Annotated in this window: 18 protein-coding genes; 16 read left to right on the forward strand and 2 right to left on the reverse strand. The window is 37.8% G+C overall.

The annotated features are described in order from the left end of the window. Window positions 1–81 precede the first annotated feature (81 nt). Window positions 82–627, reverse strand: a complete 546-nt coding sequence (locus ACSU6B_RS18905) for a DUF4352 domain-containing protein (protein WP_410887721.1) — start codon at window positions 625–627, stop codon at window positions 82–84. 902 nt (window positions 628–1,529) lie between these two features. Between ACSU6B_RS18905 and ACSU6B_RS18910 the strand changes: the two genes are divergently transcribed. The 8 genes from ACSU6B_RS18910 (at window position 1,530) to ACSU6B_RS18945 (ending at window position 9,386) form a co-directional block, all read left to right on the forward strand. Further along, window positions 1,530–2,279 carry an IclR family transcriptional regulator gene (locus ACSU6B_RS18910; RefSeq protein WP_410887637.1) on the forward strand — a complete coding sequence of 250 codons (750 nt, stop codon included), beginning with the start codon at window positions 1,530–1,532 and terminating at the stop codon, window positions 2,277–2,279. A 16-nt stretch (window positions 2,280–2,295) separates the two neighbouring features. Beyond that, a complete protein-coding gene (locus ACSU6B_RS18915; RefSeq protein ID WP_410887639.1) occupies window positions 2,296–3,249 on the forward strand; it encodes a sugar kinase in 954 nt (317 codons plus the stop codon). A 25-nt stretch (window positions 3,250–3,274) separates the two neighbouring features. Beyond that, complete coding sequence (locus tag ACSU6B_RS18920; protein ID WP_410887641.1) at window positions 3,275–3,904, forward strand: bifunctional 4-hydroxy-2-oxoglutarate aldolase/2-dehydro-3-deoxy-phosphogluconate aldolase; 630 nt, start codon at window positions 3,275–3,277, stop codon at window positions 3,902–3,904. 28 nt (window positions 3,905–3,932) lie between these two features. Beyond that, window positions 3,933–5,081: a galactonate dehydratase gene (gene dgoD / locus ACSU6B_RS18925; protein WP_410887643.1), complete on the forward strand. Its 1,149-nt coding sequence runs from the start codon at window positions 3,933–3,935 to the stop codon at window positions 5,079–5,081. Between the two features lie 148 nt (window positions 5,082–5,229). Further along, window positions 5,230–6,534, forward strand: coding sequence for an MFS transporter (locus ACSU6B_RS18930; RefSeq protein ID WP_439277451.1), 1,305 nt, complete (start codon window positions 5,230–5,232; stop codon window positions 6,532–6,534). Between the two features lie 445 nt (window positions 6,535–6,979). Beyond that, a complete protein-coding gene (locus tag ACSU6B_RS18935; RefSeq protein WP_410887647.1) occupies window positions 6,980–7,399 on the forward strand; it encodes a MarR family winged helix-turn-helix transcriptional regulator in 420 nt (139 codons plus the stop codon). 158 nt (window positions 7,400–7,557) lie between these two features. Then, window positions 7,558–8,586 carry an NADH:flavin oxidoreductase/NADH oxidase gene (locus tag ACSU6B_RS18940; protein ID WP_410887649.1) on the forward strand — a complete coding sequence of 343 codons (1,029 nt, stop codon included), beginning with the start codon at window positions 7,558–7,560 and terminating at the stop codon, window positions 8,584–8,586. A gap of 164 nt (window positions 8,587–8,750) precedes the next feature. Further along, entirely contained in the window at window positions 8,751–9,386 is a 636-nt protein-coding gene (locus tag ACSU6B_RS18945; protein ID WP_410887651.1) for an NAD(P)H-binding protein, read from the forward strand. Window positions 9,387–9,601: 215 nt separating this feature from the next. Here ACSU6B_RS18945 and ACSU6B_RS18950 read toward each other — a convergent pair whose 3' ends face one another. After that, window positions 9,602–9,823 (reverse strand): LysR family transcriptional regulator substrate-binding protein, encoded by a 222-nt coding sequence (locus ACSU6B_RS18950; RefSeq protein ID WP_410887653.1) that lies wholly within the window; start codon window positions 9,821–9,823, stop codon window positions 9,602–9,604. A 1,313-nt stretch (window positions 9,824–11,136) separates the two neighbouring features. Between ACSU6B_RS18950 and alsB the strand changes: the two genes are divergently transcribed. The 8 genes from alsB (at window position 11,137) to fsa (ending at window position 18,893) form a co-directional block, all read left to right on the forward strand. Then, a complete protein-coding gene (gene alsB, locus ACSU6B_RS18955) occupies window positions 11,137–12,114 on the forward strand; it encodes a D-allose transporter substrate-binding protein (protein ID WP_410887655.1) in 978 nt (325 codons plus the stop codon). A 67-nt stretch (window positions 12,115–12,181) separates the two neighbouring features. Continuing rightward, window positions 12,182–13,699 (forward strand): sugar ABC transporter ATP-binding protein, encoded by a 1,518-nt coding sequence (locus tag ACSU6B_RS18960; RefSeq protein WP_410887657.1) that lies wholly within the window; start codon window positions 12,182–12,184, stop codon window positions 13,697–13,699. Between the two features lie 18 nt (window positions 13,700–13,717). Then, on the forward strand, window positions 13,718–14,719 hold the full coding sequence (alsC, locus tag ACSU6B_RS18965; protein WP_410887659.1) for a D-allose ABC transporter permease: 1,002 nt from the start codon (window positions 13,718–13,720) through the stop codon (window positions 14,717–14,719). A gap of 16 nt (window positions 14,720–14,735) precedes the next feature. Continuing rightward, window positions 14,736–15,425, forward strand: coding sequence for a D-allulose 6-phosphate 3-epimerase (gene alsE, locus ACSU6B_RS18970; protein ID WP_410887661.1), 690 nt, complete (start codon window positions 14,736–14,738; stop codon window positions 15,423–15,425). A gap of 93 nt (window positions 15,426–15,518) precedes the next feature. Then, window positions 15,519–16,454, forward strand: coding sequence for an allose kinase (gene alsK, locus ACSU6B_RS18975; RefSeq protein ID WP_410887663.1), 936 nt, complete (start codon window positions 15,519–15,521; stop codon window positions 16,452–16,454). Window positions 16,455–16,570: 116 nt separating this feature from the next. Continuing rightward, window positions 16,571–17,560: a LacI family DNA-binding transcriptional regulator gene (locus ACSU6B_RS18980; protein ID WP_410887665.1), complete on the forward strand. Its 990-nt coding sequence runs from the start codon at window positions 16,571–16,573 to the stop codon at window positions 17,558–17,560. A 92-nt stretch (window positions 17,561–17,652) separates the two neighbouring features. Further along, entirely contained in the window at window positions 17,653–18,117 is a 465-nt protein-coding gene (rpiB, locus tag ACSU6B_RS18985) for a ribose 5-phosphate isomerase B (protein ID WP_410887667.1), read from the forward strand. A 107-nt stretch (window positions 18,118–18,224) separates the two neighbouring features. Next, entirely contained in the window at window positions 18,225–18,893 is a 669-nt protein-coding gene (gene fsa, locus ACSU6B_RS18990; protein ID WP_410887669.1) for a fructose-6-phosphate aldolase, read from the forward strand. The last annotated feature ends 190 nt before the right edge of the window (window positions 18,894–19,083 follow it).

Raw genomic sequence — 19,083 nt, forward strand, 5'->3', positions numbered from 1 at the left:
AAAAGATACGCTGGAGGCAGTTTCTTAACTCGCACAAAAAAGATGGCACAAATTTATGCCATCCTTTCCATTTATTAAATACTATTCAACTTTTAATTTAATTTCTTTACCTGTCATGCCACCAGTAGCTAATAGGACCAAGCCTTTAGCATCTTTTGGAATATCAAAAACAATTGTACCTTTTTGAGTTAAGCCAGGGTTTAATTGCTTTAAGAAAAAGTCCATGTCACCAGTTTCCATGTCCATAGCGGTTTGAGCATCTGAGGCATGGGTAAACTCTCGGCCTTTATTATCCATTAGTTTAAAGCTGTTTGCATCTACCGTAATAGCGTCCTTCTGATTGTTTGTTAATTCTACACTGACAATCTTAAATACGCCTTGTGCTTTTTCTTTAGAGAATTCGCCACCAACTTCTGACTTTGTTTCTACTCCAATTACTTTAATCGCTACATCAGAAGAAACGCCTTCGTTACTTAATGGTTTAGCCGCTTCTTTCTTCGCTGGAGCGCTACTTGATGGAGTCGAACTTGCTGGTTTGGCACTTTCGTCTCCACTGCCTAAATTAGCAATGATACTGATTACAATCAATGCCGCAATTCCAATGAGTGCTTTCATGAAAAAGCCCATCTTTAACTTTTGTCCGCAATGAGGACATTTCTTAGCTGATTTTGCTACTTCTTTTCCGCATGTCTTACAAGGTTTTAACTTTGCCATTGTTTCTTTTTCCCCCTATTTATGTATATATAGTAAAACCGTACCATTTCTATTATACTATAGCTTTTACTATTTATGAGATAGTTTACAAAGTATTTCGATACTTTTAAAAAACAAGTGGGAATAAATATTTAATTACTTATTAGTTCTGAGATTATTCTAATGTCATCAGTATCAGTCTTCTAGGTAATGTTTCTTATTAAAAGTAACGGGTGCCTTTGCTAAATATCTAAAATTATCAATGAGCCGAAAATAGTAAAGAGGCTATCGTACAAGGTCAGATATAGTCAGATTAACCATTTTGTGAAACATTTTTTAATAAGAAAGGCTCACACTGCAAGGGTTTGATAATTCGTAGTGCTATTGTAATAAAAAAGTTGGTTAAAACTCGGTTAATTACAGGCTTTATTAATAGAGAGAGAAGTTAATAATATAAGTTTTAAAGTTATAAGTTTATAAATATCTCCTTAGCGATAAATAACTTATATTGTGACCATGGGGACGGTTCTTCTGGTCGGGAACAGCACCACAAGCTCCATTAAACTTCTTAGCTTCGCCCCATCCCACATAATTGTGTGAGTCTGATTAGCAAGAAGCATAAAGGGCATAACTAGTTAAAAATAACTAGTTGTGCCTTTTTGTGTGCAAAACTCCCGATTGTCTCTGAAAAGAACCTTCTCTGTGGAGTCAATATTTTTTGCGAACGGTTGCATTAACCGGTTGACGGAGGGATGGAGTGGTGCTATTATGTGTCTGTAATAATCACATATAGGATTTAACATCACATATGTGATTTGTGAAGAAGGAGGGAGAGTATGTCGGTAAAATCGGCTGAACGAGTTCTCCAGGTATTTGAATTACTAGCCCATAATCCTGATGGGTTATCGATTAAAGAGATTAGTGAAAAACTTTCATTTCCGCAGAGCAGCACATCGAACCTTATTGGCACTCTTTTAAAACAAGGGTATTTAAGTTTAGACAACATGAAGAAATATAAGCTTGGAGCAAAGTTAGTTCACATTGGCACCATGGCTATGGAGAACTTAGATATTTCTCTTCAAGCAAAGCCATATCTTGAAAAATTAATGCAAAGTGTTCAGGAAACGGTATTTATGGCAACGTTGTCAGGGGAAGATCTGGTCTATCTTACTAAAATAAACAGCAATCGATCGATTCGAACAACCGCTCAAACGGGATACAGTAAACCGCTTTATTGTACGGGGTTAGGTAAAACCTTTTTAGCAAATATGGCAGATGAGGAAAGAAAAAGTATCTTAGATCGGGTTGACTTAGTACCGATCACCGCGAAAACCATCACCAATAGGGAAGAGTTAGAGAAAGAACTGTATCAGTATTCATTAATTGGCTACACCATTGATGATGAAGAAAATGAAGAAGGATTATATTGTGTGGCAGCTCCTATTTTTGGTGCGGATCGAAGGATTCAAGCTGCTATTAGTGTGGCAGGTCCAAAAGAACGAATGCTAGCTCAAAAAGCAGAGGTAGTGGAGCGCGTCCTTTGGACATCAAAGAAAATATCTGAAAGTATGGGATGTATTTTATAAGAAACAAGGTGAGTACATGGATGTTATAAGTATTGGGGAAACAATGGTTTTATTAACCCCAAATACGCCTGGAAAAATGCGCTATTCCAATCAATTTACCTCGAAGATAGCTGGTGCAGAAACGAATACGCTTATTGGGCTAGCTAAACTTGGCCATAAGGCGGGGTGGATTAGCCGGTTAGGGAGAGACGAATTTGGAGCTCAAATCTTAACTGCCGTCCGCGGAGAAGGTGTAGATATTAGTCGAGTAGCTTTAGACGAGAATGCCCCAACAGGTGTATTTTTTAAAGAAATTATCAATCAAGATCGGGTTAATATTTACTATTATCGAAAAAATTCAGCAGCGAGTCAGCTCACTCCTGCTGATCTTGATCAGGAGTATATTGCTCAGGCGAAATTCTTATATATATCAGGAATTACTCCCGCTCTAAGTCCATCGTGTAGAGAGACCATCTTTTATGCGATTGAAATAGCTAAGGGTAACGGGGGAAGAGTTGTGTTTGACCCGAATATTCGCAGGAAGCTGTGGGAAGATGATGAGGCAAGGGCAACCATCTTAGAAATTGCAGGGAAATCAGACATTGTCTTACCTGGGATTGGTGAATGTGAATTTTTGTTTGGTACAAGGGATTGTGAAAAGGCAGCTCGTTCCTTACTTGCTTTAGGCGCAGAGACCGTTGTCGTCAAGCTTGGCGAAAAAGGTGCTTATTATTCTACTGCAGCTGAAAAAGGATATATTGATAGTTTTACAGTTAAAAACGTAGCCGATCCAGTCGGAGCAGGAGATGGTTTTGCTGCAGGAGTACTTTCAGGATTTCTCGATGGCCTATCTATTGGAGAGGCCGTGAAACGAGGCTGCGCGATCGGTGCTATGGTTGCTACCATAAACGGTGATATAGAAGGACTACCGGACAGGATTGAATTGAAGCAATTTACTCAATCAAACTTAAAGGATGAAGTCAATCGTTAGTTTTTAAGAAGGAAGGGAATGTCTAATGAGTACACTGCAAAAAATCTTAGATCACAAATTAATCGCTATTATACGCGGAGCAAATCCTGAGGATACATTAAACATTGTTCGATCCTTATATGAAGGGGGGATAAGAGTTGTTGAAATCACGATGAATTCCCCGAAAGCGCTATCTGCAATTGAGATGGTCGCTGATACATTTGGTAAAGAAATGGCCGTAGGTGCAGGAACTGTTTTGGATCCAGAATCTGCTCGAAGTGCCCTTCTTGCAGGTGCCCAATTTATTCTATCTCCGACGTTGAAGCCTGAAACGATTCGGATGACCAAAAGATATGGTGCGGTGAGTATTCCTGCTGCTTACACCCCGACTGAAATTTTGGAGGGCTATGAACAAGGCGGAGATATTATTAAAGTTTTTCCGGCAACGACTTTAGGCCCTAAGTTTATCAAGGATATGGGGGGACCACTGCCGCAAATTCCTTTATTGCCTACAGGCGGTGTGGGCTTAAATAATATCAAGGACTATCTTGCTGCCGGTGCTGCAGGACTTGGAATTGGTAGTTCTCTTGTGAATACAAAAGAGGAAATAACAAAGGAGTATTTAGTGCGTTTAACGGAAAAAGCAAAGCAATTTACATTAGCAGCCAAAAACTAATACGACTATTAAATGGAGAGTGTTCATTATGAAAATAACAGGTTATGAATTATTCACAGTCCAACCACGCTGGTTATTCTTAAAAATTGAGACAGATGAAGGTATTGTTGGTTGGGGAGAGCCAGTCATCGAAGGTAAAGCGGCAACCGTAAAAGCTGCAGTTGATGAAATGATGACTTATTTAATAGGGAAAGATCCTTTAAGAATTGAAGATCATTGGAATGTTATGTACCGAGGTGCCTTTTACCGAGGCGGCGCTATTTTAATGAGTGCGATTGCTGGTATTGACCAAGCTCTCTGGGATATCAAAGGGAAATATTTCAATGCACCAGTTTACCAGTTACTAGGAGGAGCCTGCCGCGATTCGATCAAGGTGTATTCATGGATTGGTGGAGATCGCCCAAGTGATACAGCCCGGGCTGCGAAGGAATGTGTAGAACGAGGGTTTCAAGCGGTTAAAATGAATGGAACCGAAGAATTACAATACATTGATTCCTATGACAAGGTTGATAGGTTACTAGAAAACGTGGCCGCTGTTCGTGAGGCTGTTGGAAGAAATATTGGAATTGGTATTGATTTTCATGGCCGTGTACATAAACCAATGGCAAAAGTATTGGCTAGAGCCCTTGAAGAGTTTAATCCTATGTTTATTGAAGAACCCGTCTTACCAGAGAATAACGAGGCACTAAAGGAAATTGCTTCGTTAACTTCGATTCCGATTGCAACGGGTGAGCGTATGTTCTCAAGATGGGATTTTAAACCGTTATTACAAGGTGGATACGTTGATATTATCCAACCTGACTTATCCCATGCAGGCGGTATTACCGAATGTAAAAAAATTATTAGCATGGCTGAGGCATATGATGTTGCCGCTGCTCCGCATTGTCCATTAGGACCGATCGCTTTAGCTGCGTGCTTACAAGTAGATGCCACTGCACATAATGCGTTTATCCAAGAACAAAGCTTGGGAATTCACTATAACCAGGGCAGTGATTTATTAGACTATCTAAAGGATCCAACTGTTTTTGATTATGAAAACGGTTATGTGAAAATTCCACAAGGACCAGGTCTTGGTATTGAAGTGAATGAAGAGTTTGTTCGTAAAATGGCAAAAGAAGGTCACCAATGGCAAAATCCAGTTTGGCGCCATCGTGATGGCAGTGTAGCAGAGTGGTAATCCTTTTTTGAAATGGTGAAATGTGCTTGGGCTTACCTTTGAACACAGGGGTAATAAGGCAAAGGTAAGTCCTCTAAGCGCATGTCGAAAGATGGATTGATTGAACGTTAAAAGGATGAAAAAAATTACCTACAAGGGGATGAGAAAAATGAATAATAAAGCGACGAAGGTTCGTTATGCTGTTGTGTTTATGTTGTTCTTTACCGTAATTGTCAACTATATGGACCGAAGCAACATCTCCATCGCAGCTCCTTTTATAACAAAGGAATTAGGAATAGACTCGGTTACAATGGGCTTAATTTTCTCTGCTTTTGGCTGGACCTACTGTGCCTTGCAAATTCCTGGCGGCTGGGTTTTAGATAAGTTAGGAAACCGAAATACGCACGCCATTGGTATTGCAGGATTTTCTATTATGACTTTATTGCAAGGATTTGCAAGCGGTTTCTCTGGGTTGTTTTTATTACGTGTAGGTTTGGGTGTGTTTGAAGCCCCTGCTTTTCCAACTAACAGTAAGGTAGCAGCTAGTTGGTTTCCAGAAAATGAACGAGCTAGAGCGATTTCCATTTACACTTCAGGTCAATTTATTGGACTAGCCTTTTTAACACCAACCCTTATTTTCCTACAGCAATCCTTTGGCTGGCGGGGATTGTTCATCATTGCCGGTATCGTTGGTCTTGCTTGGTCAGTCCTTTGGTATATTTTCTATCGCGATCCAAACAAAAGTAAAAAGGTCAATCAAGCGGAACTTGATTATATCCGCGAAGGAGACGGATTTATTGAAGCGTCAGAAAAGGGAGAAAAGGTTAAAATTGGAGCAAAGGATTTCCGTTTAATTTTGAGTAGTAGAAAATTGTGGGGCATTTTTATTGGACAATTTGCAGTGAACTCCACGCTTTGGTTCTTTTTGACATGGTTCCCTACCTATCTAGTGGAATATAGAGGATTAAGTTTTATTAAAACAGGATTTTTAGCGTCATTGCCGTTTCTCGCTGCCTTCGTAGGTGTTTTATCAGCAGGCTTTCTTTCTGATTTTCTTGTGAAAAAGGGTGTTTCGAAAGATAAAGCAAGAAAAGCACCAATTATCACTGGTTTATTATTATCAACCTCAATTATCGGTGCGAATTATGTTGATAGTCCAGGATTAATCGTGATGTTTATGTCTATTGCCTTTTTTGGTAACGGTTTCGCCTCGATTACTTGGGTATTCGTTTCGCTTTTGGCTCCTAAACGATTAATTGGTATAGCTGGAGGGGTATTTAACTTCATCGGTGGTACGGCCTCTATCATTATTCCCATCGTTATTGGATTCTTGGTAAAAGGCGGTAACTTTGCCCCGGCACTAACCTTCATTGCGTGTGTGACCCTAACGGGAGCATTGTCTTACATCTTCCTAGTTGGCAAAGTTGAACGTGTAAAAGAACCAATAGATCAATTGGGAAAAGTCGCCTCTTAATTCAGGGGAGATTCATTGAGACGGCGTTCGCGCAGGGGCACATCCACTTGATCATTCCACAGTTTATACCTAAAAAATGGTGGCATAATTTGTTACATAATCAAACTGCCCTTCAATTGCGAATTTGGTTTCTCCACCATAGGGATGTAGTGATCACGACTGTACCGTATCAACTAAAAAAGTAAAAAAGGCAAATGAAATCTAAAGTTCTCTTAATGGGAGGCATTACCTTAAAAGGTGTGCCTCCTTATAAATTGCGTATGTAGCAGCCTTAAAAATCCACATAGAATTCCCCTTCCTAACACCTTAGATTTAGGGAATTGACTATTTTAACTTTACTTTGATAAAATTATTTGTTAATTAATATATAAAATGATTAAGATTCTTACCGATATATGTAAATATTATTTTTCAGAAATTAAAAATAGGGATTAGGTGGAAAATCATGGATGATAATCGTGATTTTATGGAATATTGGTTATCCATAGACTCTATACAAAATAAAGTAAAGAAAGAATTGGAAAATGTTCTTCAAAAAGACAGCTTATCTATAAAAGAATTCTACGTGCTTTATTATCTTTCAAAGGCACCAGACAAAAGCCTCAGATTACAGCAACTGCAAGAGTTTATTGGTTTAAGTCAAAGTGCACTATCTAGGCTTGTGGGTAATATGGAAGCTAATAGTTGTGGTGCTTTAGAAAAGCATGTTTGTACAGATGACCGCAGAGGTACATATACTCGACTAACAGAATTAGGTGAAATGAAATTACAACGAAGTTTAGTCGCTTTTCATGAAATACTAAAGGTAAATCTTGTTTCAGTTAATGTTGAAGGATTAGTGAAGAATCTAATAAAAGAGATATAAAAATATCCAAACTGTCAAAGTACCCATAATTTAGAGGAGTACTTTGACTTGACAAGAAGAAGATTCAGGGTTAAATTGTATGCATGATGCATACATATATTTTTTATTTTATTATATGCATGCATCATGCATATATATTGTATAAAGGAGTTTTTATAATGGAAGATTTATTTAGTCTCTATAAATTAAAAGGCATGGAGTTAAAAAACAGAATTGTGATGTCTCCAATGTGTCAATATTCCGTAGAAAATAAAGATGGAATTGCAACAGATTGGCACTATCTTCATTATGTAAGCCGGGCTATTGGTGGAGCTGGTTTTATTATGATTGAAATGACAGATGTAGAGCCGGATGGTCGTATTTCAGACTATGACTTAGGTTTATGGTCTGATGAACAGATTCCAGCTTTAGCAAGAATTGTAGAGGCTTGCCACCGATATGGTGCTAAAGTGGGTATTCAAATTGCTCACGCTGGTCGTAAAGCAGAAGATGCTAAGGTTCCCGTTGCACCATCTGCTATTCCATTTGATGAAAATTCAAAAACACCGAGAGCTCTTTCATCAGATGAAGTGAAAGAACTGGTAGAAAAGTTTCGCAAAACTGTACAGCGCGCTGTAAAAGCAGGATTTGATGCCGTTGAAATCCATGGTGCTCATGGGTATTTAATTCATCAATTCCACTCTCCTTTAACCAATAAAAGAGAGGATGAGTATGGAAAGGATTTAACGAAGTTTGGCCGAGAAATTATAGAAGCAGCCAAAGCTGAGATCCCAGAAGATATGCCGTTAATGATGCGTATATCTGCTAAAGAATACGTAGAAGGTGGATATGGAATTAACGAGAGTATAGAGTTTGCAAAAGAATATCAAAAAGCTGGAGTAGATATCTTTGACATTTCTTCAGGTGGTGAAGGCCCTATCGCAGCGTGGGGAAGACCAGGTACGCATGCTGCTTACCAAGTACCACTAGCTCGAGAAATCAAGAAAGCACTTAATGTTCCGGTTATTGCAGTTGGGAGATTGGATGACCCTGCATTAGCAAACGCCGTTATCGGAAATGAGGAGGCAGATCTAGTAGCGGTTGGACGAGGATTGTTACGTAATCCTTATTGGGCATTAGAAGCAGCTATGAAACTGAAAAAAGAAACTCTAGTACCAAAACCAATCATAGATGGGTTTAGAAGATAAAATAACTAAATTAAAAGCAAGTTAGAGAGGAATGAGGATGATGAGTAAAATAACAATAAAAAACCATGACCAAATTATTGAAACAATCGGTAAGTATGTTGAAGGAGTTACTTTGGGATTCTAATAGAACATTTAAAATAAACAATTTTTTAAGGAGGTTAATTATGAAGGTGTTAGTTGTAGGTTCTAATGGTCGAGTTGGATCACGCCTTGTTGAAAAACTAGCTGAAGTCGGACACTTCGTTTACGCAGGATCAAGACGAGATAATCTTACTAGTCATTTGAGTAATGTTCAACATGTTCATATTGATTTATTGGCAAGCCCTAATGAAATTGTTGAAAAAATGTATGACGCAGAAGCTATTTTCTTTGTAGCTGGTTCTAGAGGGAAAGATTTATTGAAGATTGACTTAAATGGTGCTGTTAAAGTCATGCATGCTGCTGAGAGCAAGAACATTAAGAGATTAATCATGCTTAGTTCCGTTTTTTCTCTGAATCAAGACAAATGGAATGAGTCTTTTCTAAAAGATATAACGGACTATAATATTGCCAAACATTTTGCTGATCAGTGGCTCATCAATAATACAAAGCTGGATTATACCATATTACAGCCGGGAGTTTTAAAAGAAATCCCTGGATCTGGGGAAATAGATGTTAATATTAACTATCCTGCTGAGAACTCTATTGAAAATGTAGTTGACGCTTTAGCCCAAAGTTTGATAGAGCCAGCTACCATTGGGAAAGTCATAACGATGTGTGATGGTAAAACTCCTATAGCAGAAGCCTTACGGAATTTTTAAATTTAAAACTTAGTATTTGATAATTTTATATCAAAATTATAGATGGAATTAGGAAGTGCAAAACAAAGAATTAGACAGAATTCATCTAAAAGGAGCAAACAATCATATATAGTTTGCTCCTTGTTTAATTTTAGCTCAACCTAAATTCAATTTAAGTTGAGATTACTATGAATTTGATGGATTGTACTTAAAAACTTTACTTCTTCCTTAAACTCTTAGTCTGAGTCTACTTGCGTTTTTATATATTCAATGAACTTTTTCGCAGCAGGCGAGAGTTCTTTTAGAGTTAGTGCAGCAATCCCAATCATTCGATACTGTTCAGGCTCTAGACTAAGAACCCTAAGTTTATGTGGTATACCTTTCAGAACTAATTCAGGCATGATGCTTACTCCTAATTCATTTTCTACCATTGCTACAATAGCGTGGTCGTCAATCATATCAAAACTCTGCATCATTGGCTTGCAAAAGAAAAAGATTTTATCCGAGAAGCTACCAGCCATCAAAAATTAGGTTTTTTAGATGGTGGAACATGAAAGAATACAGACAAGAAACCACCTTGTATCTACTTGATCGTAGAGGCTAGGTGGTTTCTCTTTTTTATGTTCGCTCCCTCATCCGCTCAGGAAGTGTCTGTATCGACTGGACGATCCTTCTATGTAGAAAAAACTCGGCAAAAAGGACAGGGGAGGGAGAAGAAAATTTTAAAGTGCTGTTGCCTATAACTAGGATTGGCGTAGACATCTCACGACAAGCTTTTCAGATGTTTGAAGGGATAAACCCAGGAGTGGAACGTGCTAAGGCCACTGTTAATCAAACGTTTGTGTAGTAGGGAATTGACAGGCAATTAATAGAGTTATGTAAGTTTAATAGAAACCTATCTGATTTTGTGGAAAGTTGGGTTATTTCCTGCGGAATATACTTTCAGTTATCGACAATTTTCATTCTTGCTTGGCAGGGAGGGTTCTTATAAATCAGTACTTAAAGCTGTTTTAACTAAACGTTTGATTAGTATAGCCTATTTGGAATATAGTCGAACGGCTGTCGGTTAGTGACAAAAGTGATTTGGACGGTTTCTATCTCCTATTTAAACATCATTTTTCAACAATTTATTTATGACTAAGGGAAGACTGATTCATATTTATCAAGGAGTGCTGCCATTCTAATCAAACGTTTGATTGAAAGGAAAACTTGAGGGAAATAGGCGAGGTTTGTCATTTCATCGAATTGTTCTGGAATGAAGAGAGAGCATAGGAAAGTTCTTGTGGTCGTCACTCATTAAAAACCTTGAGAAACGAGTCGTCTATGTGGAGTCAAATATAGTTCTGTATATTATCCCGTGAATGTTTTCATCGTAGAAGGAGTGTCAATGGTCACTACCCAATTTTCAAAAAAACGTTTACAAAATATAAAAATCAGATTATTATATAAAATATAAAAGTTAGTAAAAATTTTGCGGTGGTGATTTATGTTAAATAATTTACTATGAATGGTTAATCGATTTACCAAAATGAAAACATAGAAAGAAGTTTTTCTAAAGTAGAAACCAATTTATACTGTTTTCAGAAAACAGTTCTCCTTCATTATTTTAAAAAGTAGCATTAGGTAAGATTCTTTTAATGTGGTTAATCGATTTCTCAAATAGGTTTATTCATTTTCAAGTATTTTGTTGTTATTCCAATTTTTGATTGGTTAATCGATTACTCTAAATTTAAATCTATTTCATTAATAGTTATAAGGAGGAAATTATCATATGAAAAAACTTTTAACGTCTGCTTTATTAATTGGTGCACTATCCATCGGAGCTGTTGGCTGTAGCTCGCAATCTAGTTCATCTAAATCCGATTCTGGTAGTAGTTCATCAGGTTCCGAGAAACCTCGTTATGCCATGATTTTGAAAACGTTGTCAAATCCTTTCTGGGTATCAATGAAAGATGGTATTGAAAAAGAAGCGAAAAAACTTGGTGTTGAGGTTGATATTCAAACTGCGTCTTCAGAAAGTGATACACAGGGACAATTAAAAGTATTCGAGGATTTATTAAATAAGGATTATGCGGGTATCGGATTTGCTCCACTATCACCAGTAAACTTAATTCCTGAAGTAGTACAAGCGAACTCAAAAGGTATTCATACGGTGAATGTCGATGAGCAGGTAGATATGAAGGAGCTCAAAAACGCAGGAGGAAGTGTTTATGCCTTCATCACAACTGATAACAAAAAGGTCGGAGCTAAAGGAGCTCAATATATCGTTGATCAATTAAAAAATGGCGGCCAGGTAGCGATTATCGAGGGTGTTGCTGGTAACGTATCTGGTGAAGATCGAAAAGATGGAGCAACAGAGGTATTTAAATCTGCAAAGGGAATTAAATTAGTGGCAAGTCAGCCTGCAGATTGGGATCGCAGTAAGGCACTTGATGTTGCAGCCAACCTAATTCAAAGATACCCAGATTTGAAAGCGATTTATTCTGCCAATGATACGATGGCATTAGGTGTCGTAGAAGCGGTTAAGAATGCCGGTAAGAAAATTATGGTTGTTGGTACAGACGGAGCTCCAGAAGCTTTAGAATCTATCAAAGCTGGAGAACTAGATGCAACAGTGGCACAAGATTCTGCAAAAATTGGAGCAACGGCTTTAGATAAGCTTGTCGAAGCAGTAGACAAAAAAGCAAAGATCTCTAAAGACACTGAACCAGAAAAGGTAGCAGTTGATTCATACTTAGTGACGAAGTAAAAAAAGAAATGGTTTTATCATCCCTAATTTTGATCGGGGATGATAAAGCTTCAAAGGAGGTTTGAAGATGCATCCACTAGTAGAGATGAGGAAGATTACCAAACGCTTTCCTGGTGTAACAGCATTGGAGAATATCAATTTCGATATTTTAAGTGGAGAAGTTCATGTATTACTTGGTGAGAATGGCGCCGGTAAATCCACATTGATGAAAATCTTAAGTGGAATCTATGAACCTTCTGAAGGAAAGATTGTTTTATCTGGGAAAGAGTACGGCAAACTAACCCCTTCAGATTCTGCTGAACATAAAATCAGTATCATCTATCAAGAGTTAAGTTTGATTGACGAATTATCCATAGCAGAAAATTTATTTGTTGGTAAATTGCCAACCAAGAAAGTGTTGGGACTTAAAGTAGTAGATCATGATTTCATTAATAAGAAAACCATTGAACTTTTAAAAAGAGTTGGTTTAAATCGAGAACCATCTACCATGGTCGAGGACATTTCGATTTCAGAAAAACAGCAAGTGGAAATAGCGAAAGCGTTAGCAGCAGATGCAAAAGTGATTATTATGGATGAGCCAACATCTTCCTTAACAGATGAAGAAGTAGATAAATTATTTACAGTCATTAAACAACTAAAAAAAGAGGGCGTTGGGATCGTTTATATCTCCCATAAATTAAAAGAGTTACCAATTATCGGGGACCGCGTTACCGTGTTAAAGGACGGTACCTATGTGGGAACAAGGGACATGAACGATGTTACGACCGACATGCTTGTCTCTATGATGGTAGGGAGAGAGTTATCTGGTAAATACCTGAAGCCTGAAACTGCAGCGAAAGAACAAAAAAGCATTTTAAAGGTTGAAGGGTTAACAAGAAAAGATAGAAAAGTAAAAGATATTAATTTCGAACTATATAAAGGTGAAATTCTTGGATTTGCTGGTTTGATCGGTTCAGGACGAACGGAATTAATGGAAGCCATCTTCGGTGCTGCTCCGTTATCATCCGGGAAAATTACAATGTTTGGTGAACCATTAAAAGTAAAAAATCCGTATGAAGCAGTTAAAAAAGGAATGGCTTTAATTACCGAAAACCGAAGAGAAACTGGCTTTTTTGACAACTTTGAAATTTGGAGAAATATCTCTGCATCCCCTCTGGTAAGGAAATCAAAGTGGGGAGGCATTGGCGGACTTGTAAATGAAAAAATCGAACAAGAGGAAGCGGAAAAGCATGCAAAAGCACTTAGAGTGAAGTGTTCTTCCATTCAACAGAATATAACCGAGTTATCTGGTGGTAACCAACAAAAGGTTATCATTGCAAAATGGCTTGCGGCAAAGTCGAATCTTATGATCTTTGATGAGCCAACAAGAGGGATTGATATTGGAGCAAAAAGTGAGATCTATCATATTATGCGCCATCTTGCAACTGAAGGAAAAGGAGTATTGATGGTATCCTCTGAACTTCCGGAATTACTATCCGTATGTGATCGTATCGTTGTCTTTAGGGAAGGAAAAATCAGCGGTATTATCAACAATGAAGACGCAACAGAAGAAAAAATTATGCTATTAGCAACGGCTGATATATAGGAAAGGAGCTCGATCAAAATGATAGATACAGCAAAAGAAACTGCGAAACCAGTAAAGACAGAGAAAAGTGAGAAAAAACCGTTTAATGCAAGGGCTGTATGGCAAAAATATGGGATTTTCGGGATATTTATCATTATCGTTGCATTATTAGGTATTATGTCCCCTCAATATTTCTTAACAACCAATAACCTTACACAAGTTGTGCTTCAGAGTGCGATTACCATCCTTATTGCTTGTGGAGAGTTTTTTGCGATTTTGATTGCCGGAATTGACCTGTCAGTAGGTTCCGTTATTGCACTTACTGGAGTAGTCACAGCAAAATTGCTGATGTCGGGTACTCCAGTTATTTTAGCCATTTTAATCGGTGGAATTATTGTCGGTGGTTTACTTGGGGCAATTAATGGTAGTCTTGTTAATTTGACGGGGTTACATCCATTTATCATCACTTTGGGTACGATGGCCATCTTCCGCGGCGTTACGTTAATTATTTCAAATGCTTCACCAATCTTTGGCTTTCCACAGTCTTTTAAAGATGGAGTAGCTGGATGGCTCTTTGGGATTCCAATTCCAGTTCTTATTGCTCTGGCAGTGGCCTTGGTCCTGGTCTTTATTACCAAGAAAACAATCCTTGGCCGAAATATCTATGCTTTAGGTGGAAACTCGAAATCAGCTTGGTTTTCTGGAATCAATATTAAGAAGCACACAATGATCGTTTTCATTATCTCAGGCATTTGTGCAGGAATCGCTGGTGTCGTGACAACAGCACGCTTAGGTTCAGCAGAGCCGCTTGCAGGTCAAGGTTTTGAAACATTTGCGATTGCTTCAGCTATTATTGGCGGTACTAGCTTCTTCGGCGGTAAAGGAAACATTCCTGGTGTCGTTATGGGTGGATTAATCATTGGTGTTATTAATAACGGTCTTAATATCTTAAATATTTCCACATATTATCAACAAATTGTAATGGGCTGCCTAATTATTGCAGCAGTAACACTAGACAAATTACTAAGTGCTAAAAAATAAGGAGAGTGGATCAACGATGAAATACAAATTTTCCCCATCATTAATGTGTATGGATTTATCAAAATTTAAGGAACAAGTAGCTGCATTAAATGAAAGAGCTGACTTTTATCATGTCGATATCATGGATGGCCACTTTGTTAAAAATATTACCTTATCCCCATTTTTTATCGAGCAATTAAAAAAGATTTCAACCTTGCCGATTGATGCACACCTCATGGTTGAAAATCCTTCCGATTTTGTAGATATGATTATTGATGCTGGTGCTGACTATATTAGTCTGCATGCCGAAACCATTAACGGAGATGCCTTTAGATTAATTAACCACATTAAAGAAAAAGGGAAAAAATTCGGTGTCGTCTTAAATCCAGCTACACCTCTAGAGTCTATCAGACATTATATCCATCATATTGATAAGCTGACCATCATGACTGTAGATCCGGGATTTGCCGGCCAAAAATTTGTCACTGAGATGATTGATAAGATTAAAGAGGCAAAGGAATTAAAGGAAAAGAATCAATATAAATACCTTATTACGATTGACGGTTCTTGTAATGAAAGAACGTTTAAGCAGCTGACCGAAGCGGGTGCAGAAGTGTTAATTGTGGGAACATCTGGATTATTTAACCTGCATGAGGATGTCTCTAAGGCATGGGATTTAATGATGGAAACCTTCGAAAAAGAAGTAAACAATATCGCAGTGAATTAAATTTATGAGTGTAAGACTATCAGTTTTAGAATCTTGCTATCTACTACGCTAATGGATGCTCTGTTGAAGGGGCAGTAAAGTGAGGACAACCAAATGAAGATTGATACACATAAATACGTAATTGGTGTAGATATTGGTGGAACACATCTCAGAATTGGAGCGGTGAATACTGAAAAGGAACTATTCTTTTTCCAAAAGAAAAAAATAGCAGATATTCTCGATCATCAGAACCCAATAAAGTCTCTGGCTGATTTTCTAAACGGCTACATCGAGGAGTACGTTGGACTAGAAAATGTTCTCGCAATAGGAATGGGTTTCCCATCTGTTATCAGTAAGAATAAGAAAGGTATTCATTCCACTCCTAATCTGGAATGTCTTAGCAATATCAATATTGTGGATCCCATTCAGGAATATATCCACGTGCCAGTCTATATTGAAAATGACGTGAATTATTTATTGCAGTATGAAATTTCCCAAAGGAAAATTGATAAGGATGAAATTGTTCTTGGATTCTATATTGGAACTGGATATGGAAATTCCATTTATTTATTTAACCAGTTCTTGAGCGGGAAAAATGGAGCGGCTGGAGAACTTGGTCATATTCCTGCATTAGGAAATGAGATGGTGTGTGGTTGCGGCAACATCGGCTGCATCGAAACCTATGCTTCTGGGAAAAGATTAGTTTCTTTGCATAAGGAGTATTTCTCAGATGTACCATTCGAAGAGATCTTCACTAAATACTCTACTACACCAGAAATCATTCAATTTGTGCAAACATTGGCTATCCCAATAACAACTGAAATTAATATTTTTGATCCTCATCTTGTTATTATCGGGGGAGGAGTTGTAGGGATGAAAGACTTTCCAAAAAATCGGTTGGAGGATGCGATTCTTCAAAAATGCAGAAAGCCATTCCCAGCCAATAATTTAGTCATTGAATATGCAGAAGATACCAATGCGGCAGGTGTGTTAGGCGCATCCATGAATATTTTTGAAAAAATTTCGCAGACAGAAATAACTGTTGGATAACCCTTTAATGGATATAGTCATTTCTTTACCTGCTTTGAAAAGTTATCTTCATTGATTTACAAATGAATGAGTTTTATACTTTTTATATGTAGGATGATGAAAGTTGGGAATTTTAAATGAAGTTGACTATAAAAAAAATTGCTGAATTAACTGGGGTTTCTACAGCAACTGTCTCTAAAGTTTTAAATAATACAGGCCGTTATTCGGAGGAAACGAAGAAAAGGATTCTTGATCTCGTGGAAGAATATGATTATAAGCCGAATGCTGTTGCCAAGAGTTTAAGAACAAGCCGCTCTAAGACCATTGGGGTGATTGTACCAGATATCACGAATGAGTTTTTTGCTCAAATTGTCCTTGCCATTGATAATTATTGCACACCGAATGGATACTCTGTTTTTATCTGTAATTCTGGTGAAAATGAGGAGAAGGATATTCAGTACTTTAAAGAGCTAGAATTAAAAGGCGTAGACGGCTTAATTTATTTGTCTGCAAGTGAAGAACTGTTTGCGATGAAAACAAAGTTGCCAATTGTATGTATTGATCGGACACCACATCTGCACAATTTTGCTGCTATTACCTCGGACAACTATAATGGAGGACAAATCGCTGCGGAAGAACTGGTGAAAAAGAATTGTAAGAATATACTCATTATTACGGACTATCGGGATGTCCTTCCAACAACGCAGAGGGTAAAAGGGTTTCAGTTTGTGATGGAGAAATTAGGGCTGCCCTATGGTGAAGACAACCTATTAACGATTGTGGTAGGTATTGAGCAGAGTAAAGAGGCTGTTCATTCTATGATACAAGCTGGGAAGTTCAACTATGATGGTATTTTTGCGGCAAATGATGGAATGGCCTTCGGTGCCATGATTGCCCTTAAGGAAAATGGTTTTAAAGTTCCAGAGGATGTCAAGATTATTGGTTGTGATAATATCAGTATATCTAAGTATAACTCCCTAACTTCTGTTCATCAGGATAAAGAACAACTAGGACAAAGGGCCGCTGAGATGTTGATTAATAGGATAGAACGTGGAATTCATACAAATGAGATTATTAAACTGCCAGTGAAATTGATCATACGGGATTCTACGAAGAATTGTGAATGATCATGGTTGATTTTGATTGAATGTGTATGAAATATTGTGTTAAGAATTTGTTTTCTTTGGTTAATCGATTACCCGAAAAAGGAGATAGTTTTATGAAGGTCGCGATTGCATCTGATCATACAGCATTACCAATGAAAGAAGAAATCAAGCTTGAATTGAAAGAGTTGGGTATTGAATTTACGGATTTGGGAGCTTATTCGGATGAAAGGGTAGATTATCCGGATTATGCCTTAAAAGTAGCTGAACAAGTGATACAGGGTATTGTTGACAGAGGAATTTTGATTTGCGGAACAGGCATTGGGATGTCGATTACAGCCAATAAAGTGAAAGGCATCCGATGTGCTCTTGCACATGATACCTTTAGTGCAAAATTTACAAGATTGCATAATGACAGCAATGTTTTGGCATTAGGACAACGAGTCTTAGGTCATGGTTTAGCAAGGGAGATTGTCAAGGTTTGGCTTGAAACGGAGTATGAAGGCGGTCGTCATCAAAGACGTATTGATAAGATTGCTGAATATGAAAAATCCTCATGCTCGTCTGTTAATGATTTTTAGAAAAATGTCTTCCTTCTAGTTCGAAATGGAAGGAAAATATAATGATGAATAATGTTGTGGAAACAACTAGAAATCATTAAATTTTGAAAAAATGAAGGAGCTTAGTTATGAAACTATTTATTGATACAGCTAATCTAGTAGATATAAAAAAAGCCTATAGAATTGGTGTGTTAGCGGGTGTTACCACGAACCCTTCTTTAGTCGCTAAAGAAGGCGTGAAATTCGAAGATCGCATCGCTGAAATCTGTCAAGCGGTCCCAGAGGTTGAATCCGTTTCTGCGGAAGTAACACCTGATGCTCTGACGGCTGAAGAAATGATTGCACAAGCAGAAGAGCTGATTACCATTAATGGCGGAGACTCGAAGGTTACCATTAAACTGCCGATGACGTTAGCAGGTTTAGAAGCGTGTCGCTATCTTGCAAAAAAAGGCGTTAAAACGAACGTTACCCTGATCTTTACTGTAAACCAAGCATTATTAGCTGCTCGGGCAGGTGCCACATATGTTTCTCCATTTTTAGGACGTTTAGATGATATTTCAGAAGATGGTGTTCAATTAGTCGAGAGGATTGCTCAGTTATTCCGTGTCCATAACTTAAATTCACAAATTATCGCGGCTTCCGTTCGACACCCAGACCATGTCACTCGTGTCGCTATGGCGGGGGCGCACATTGCCACCATTCCTTTAAATGTCATTGAACAGCTTGCGAAGCATCCACTTACGAATGAGGGTATAGAAAAGTTCGCTGCTGATTGGGAAAAAACTCTTAAAAACTAAAATATTGTATATAAATAGCATGTCCCGACTAGCTTCAATTCGTTAGTCTTATACGCATAACTTCCGACTTCTCCGCTATAAGAACCGAATTTCTATAGAAAATTCGGTTCTTTGCTATACATATTTTTGTCTTCTTTAAACATTTTAAATAACAAAGGGAACGAAAAAAGGAGAAGAGTAATCATCATCA

The organism is Neobacillus sp. C211 (assembly GCF_051842875.1).
GTDB lineage: Bacteria > Bacillota > Bacilli > Bacillales > Cytobacillaceae > Neobacillus.

Bases quoted from the DNA above. Each gene is read 5' to 3' on its own strand.
- ACSU6B_RS18905 (WP_410887721.1), bottom strand. From the start codon at position 627: ATGGGCTTTTTCATGAAAGCACTCATTGGAATTGCGGCATTGATTGTA.
- ACSU6B_RS18910 (WP_410887637.1), top strand. From the start codon at position 1,530: ATGTCGGTAAAATCGGCTGAACGAGTTCTCCAGGTATTTGAATTACTA.
- ACSU6B_RS18915 (WP_410887639.1), top strand. From the start codon at position 2,296: ATGGATGTTATAAGTATTGGGGAAACAATGGTTTTATTAACCCCAAAT.
- ACSU6B_RS18920 (WP_410887641.1), top strand. From the start codon at position 3,275: ATGAGTACACTGCAAAAAATCTTAGATCACAAATTAATCGCTATTATA.
- dgoD (WP_410887643.1), top strand. From the start codon at position 3,933: ATGAAAATAACAGGTTATGAATTATTCACAGTCCAACCACGCTGGTTA.
- ACSU6B_RS18930 (WP_439277451.1), top strand. From the start codon at position 5,230: ATGAATAATAAAGCGACGAAGGTTCGTTATGCTGTTGTGTTTATGTTG.
- ACSU6B_RS18935 (WP_410887647.1), top strand. From the start codon at position 6,980: ATGGATGATAATCGTGATTTTATGGAATATTGGTTATCCATAGACTCT.
- ACSU6B_RS18940 (WP_410887649.1), top strand. From the start codon at position 7,558: ATGGAAGATTTATTTAGTCTCTATAAATTAAAAGGCATGGAGTTAAAA.
- ACSU6B_RS18945 (WP_410887651.1), top strand. From the start codon at position 8,751: ATGAAGGTGTTAGTTGTAGGTTCTAATGGTCGAGTTGGATCACGCCTT.
- ACSU6B_RS18950 (WP_410887653.1), bottom strand. From the start codon at position 9,823: ATGATTGACGACCACGCTATTGTAGCAATGGTAGAAAATGAATTAGGA.
- alsB (WP_410887655.1), top strand. From the start codon at position 11,137: ATGAAAAAACTTTTAACGTCTGCTTTATTAATTGGTGCACTATCCATC.
- ACSU6B_RS18960 (WP_410887657.1), top strand. From the start codon at position 12,182: ATGCATCCACTAGTAGAGATGAGGAAGATTACCAAACGCTTTCCTGGT.
- alsC (WP_410887659.1), top strand. From the start codon at position 13,718: ATGATAGATACAGCAAAAGAAACTGCGAAACCAGTAAAGACAGAGAAA.
- alsE (WP_410887661.1), top strand. From the start codon at position 14,736: ATGAAATACAAATTTTCCCCATCATTAATGTGTATGGATTTATCAAAA.
- alsK (WP_410887663.1), top strand. From the start codon at position 15,519: ATGAAGATTGATACACATAAATACGTAATTGGTGTAGATATTGGTGGA.
- ACSU6B_RS18980 (WP_410887665.1), top strand. From the start codon at position 16,571: ATGAAGTTGACTATAAAAAAAATTGCTGAATTAACTGGGGTTTCTACA.
- rpiB (WP_410887667.1), top strand. From the start codon at position 17,653: ATGAAGGTCGCGATTGCATCTGATCATACAGCATTACCAATGAAAGAA.
- fsa (WP_410887669.1), top strand. From the start codon at position 18,225: ATGAAACTATTTATTGATACAGCTAATCTAGTAGATATAAAAAAAGCC.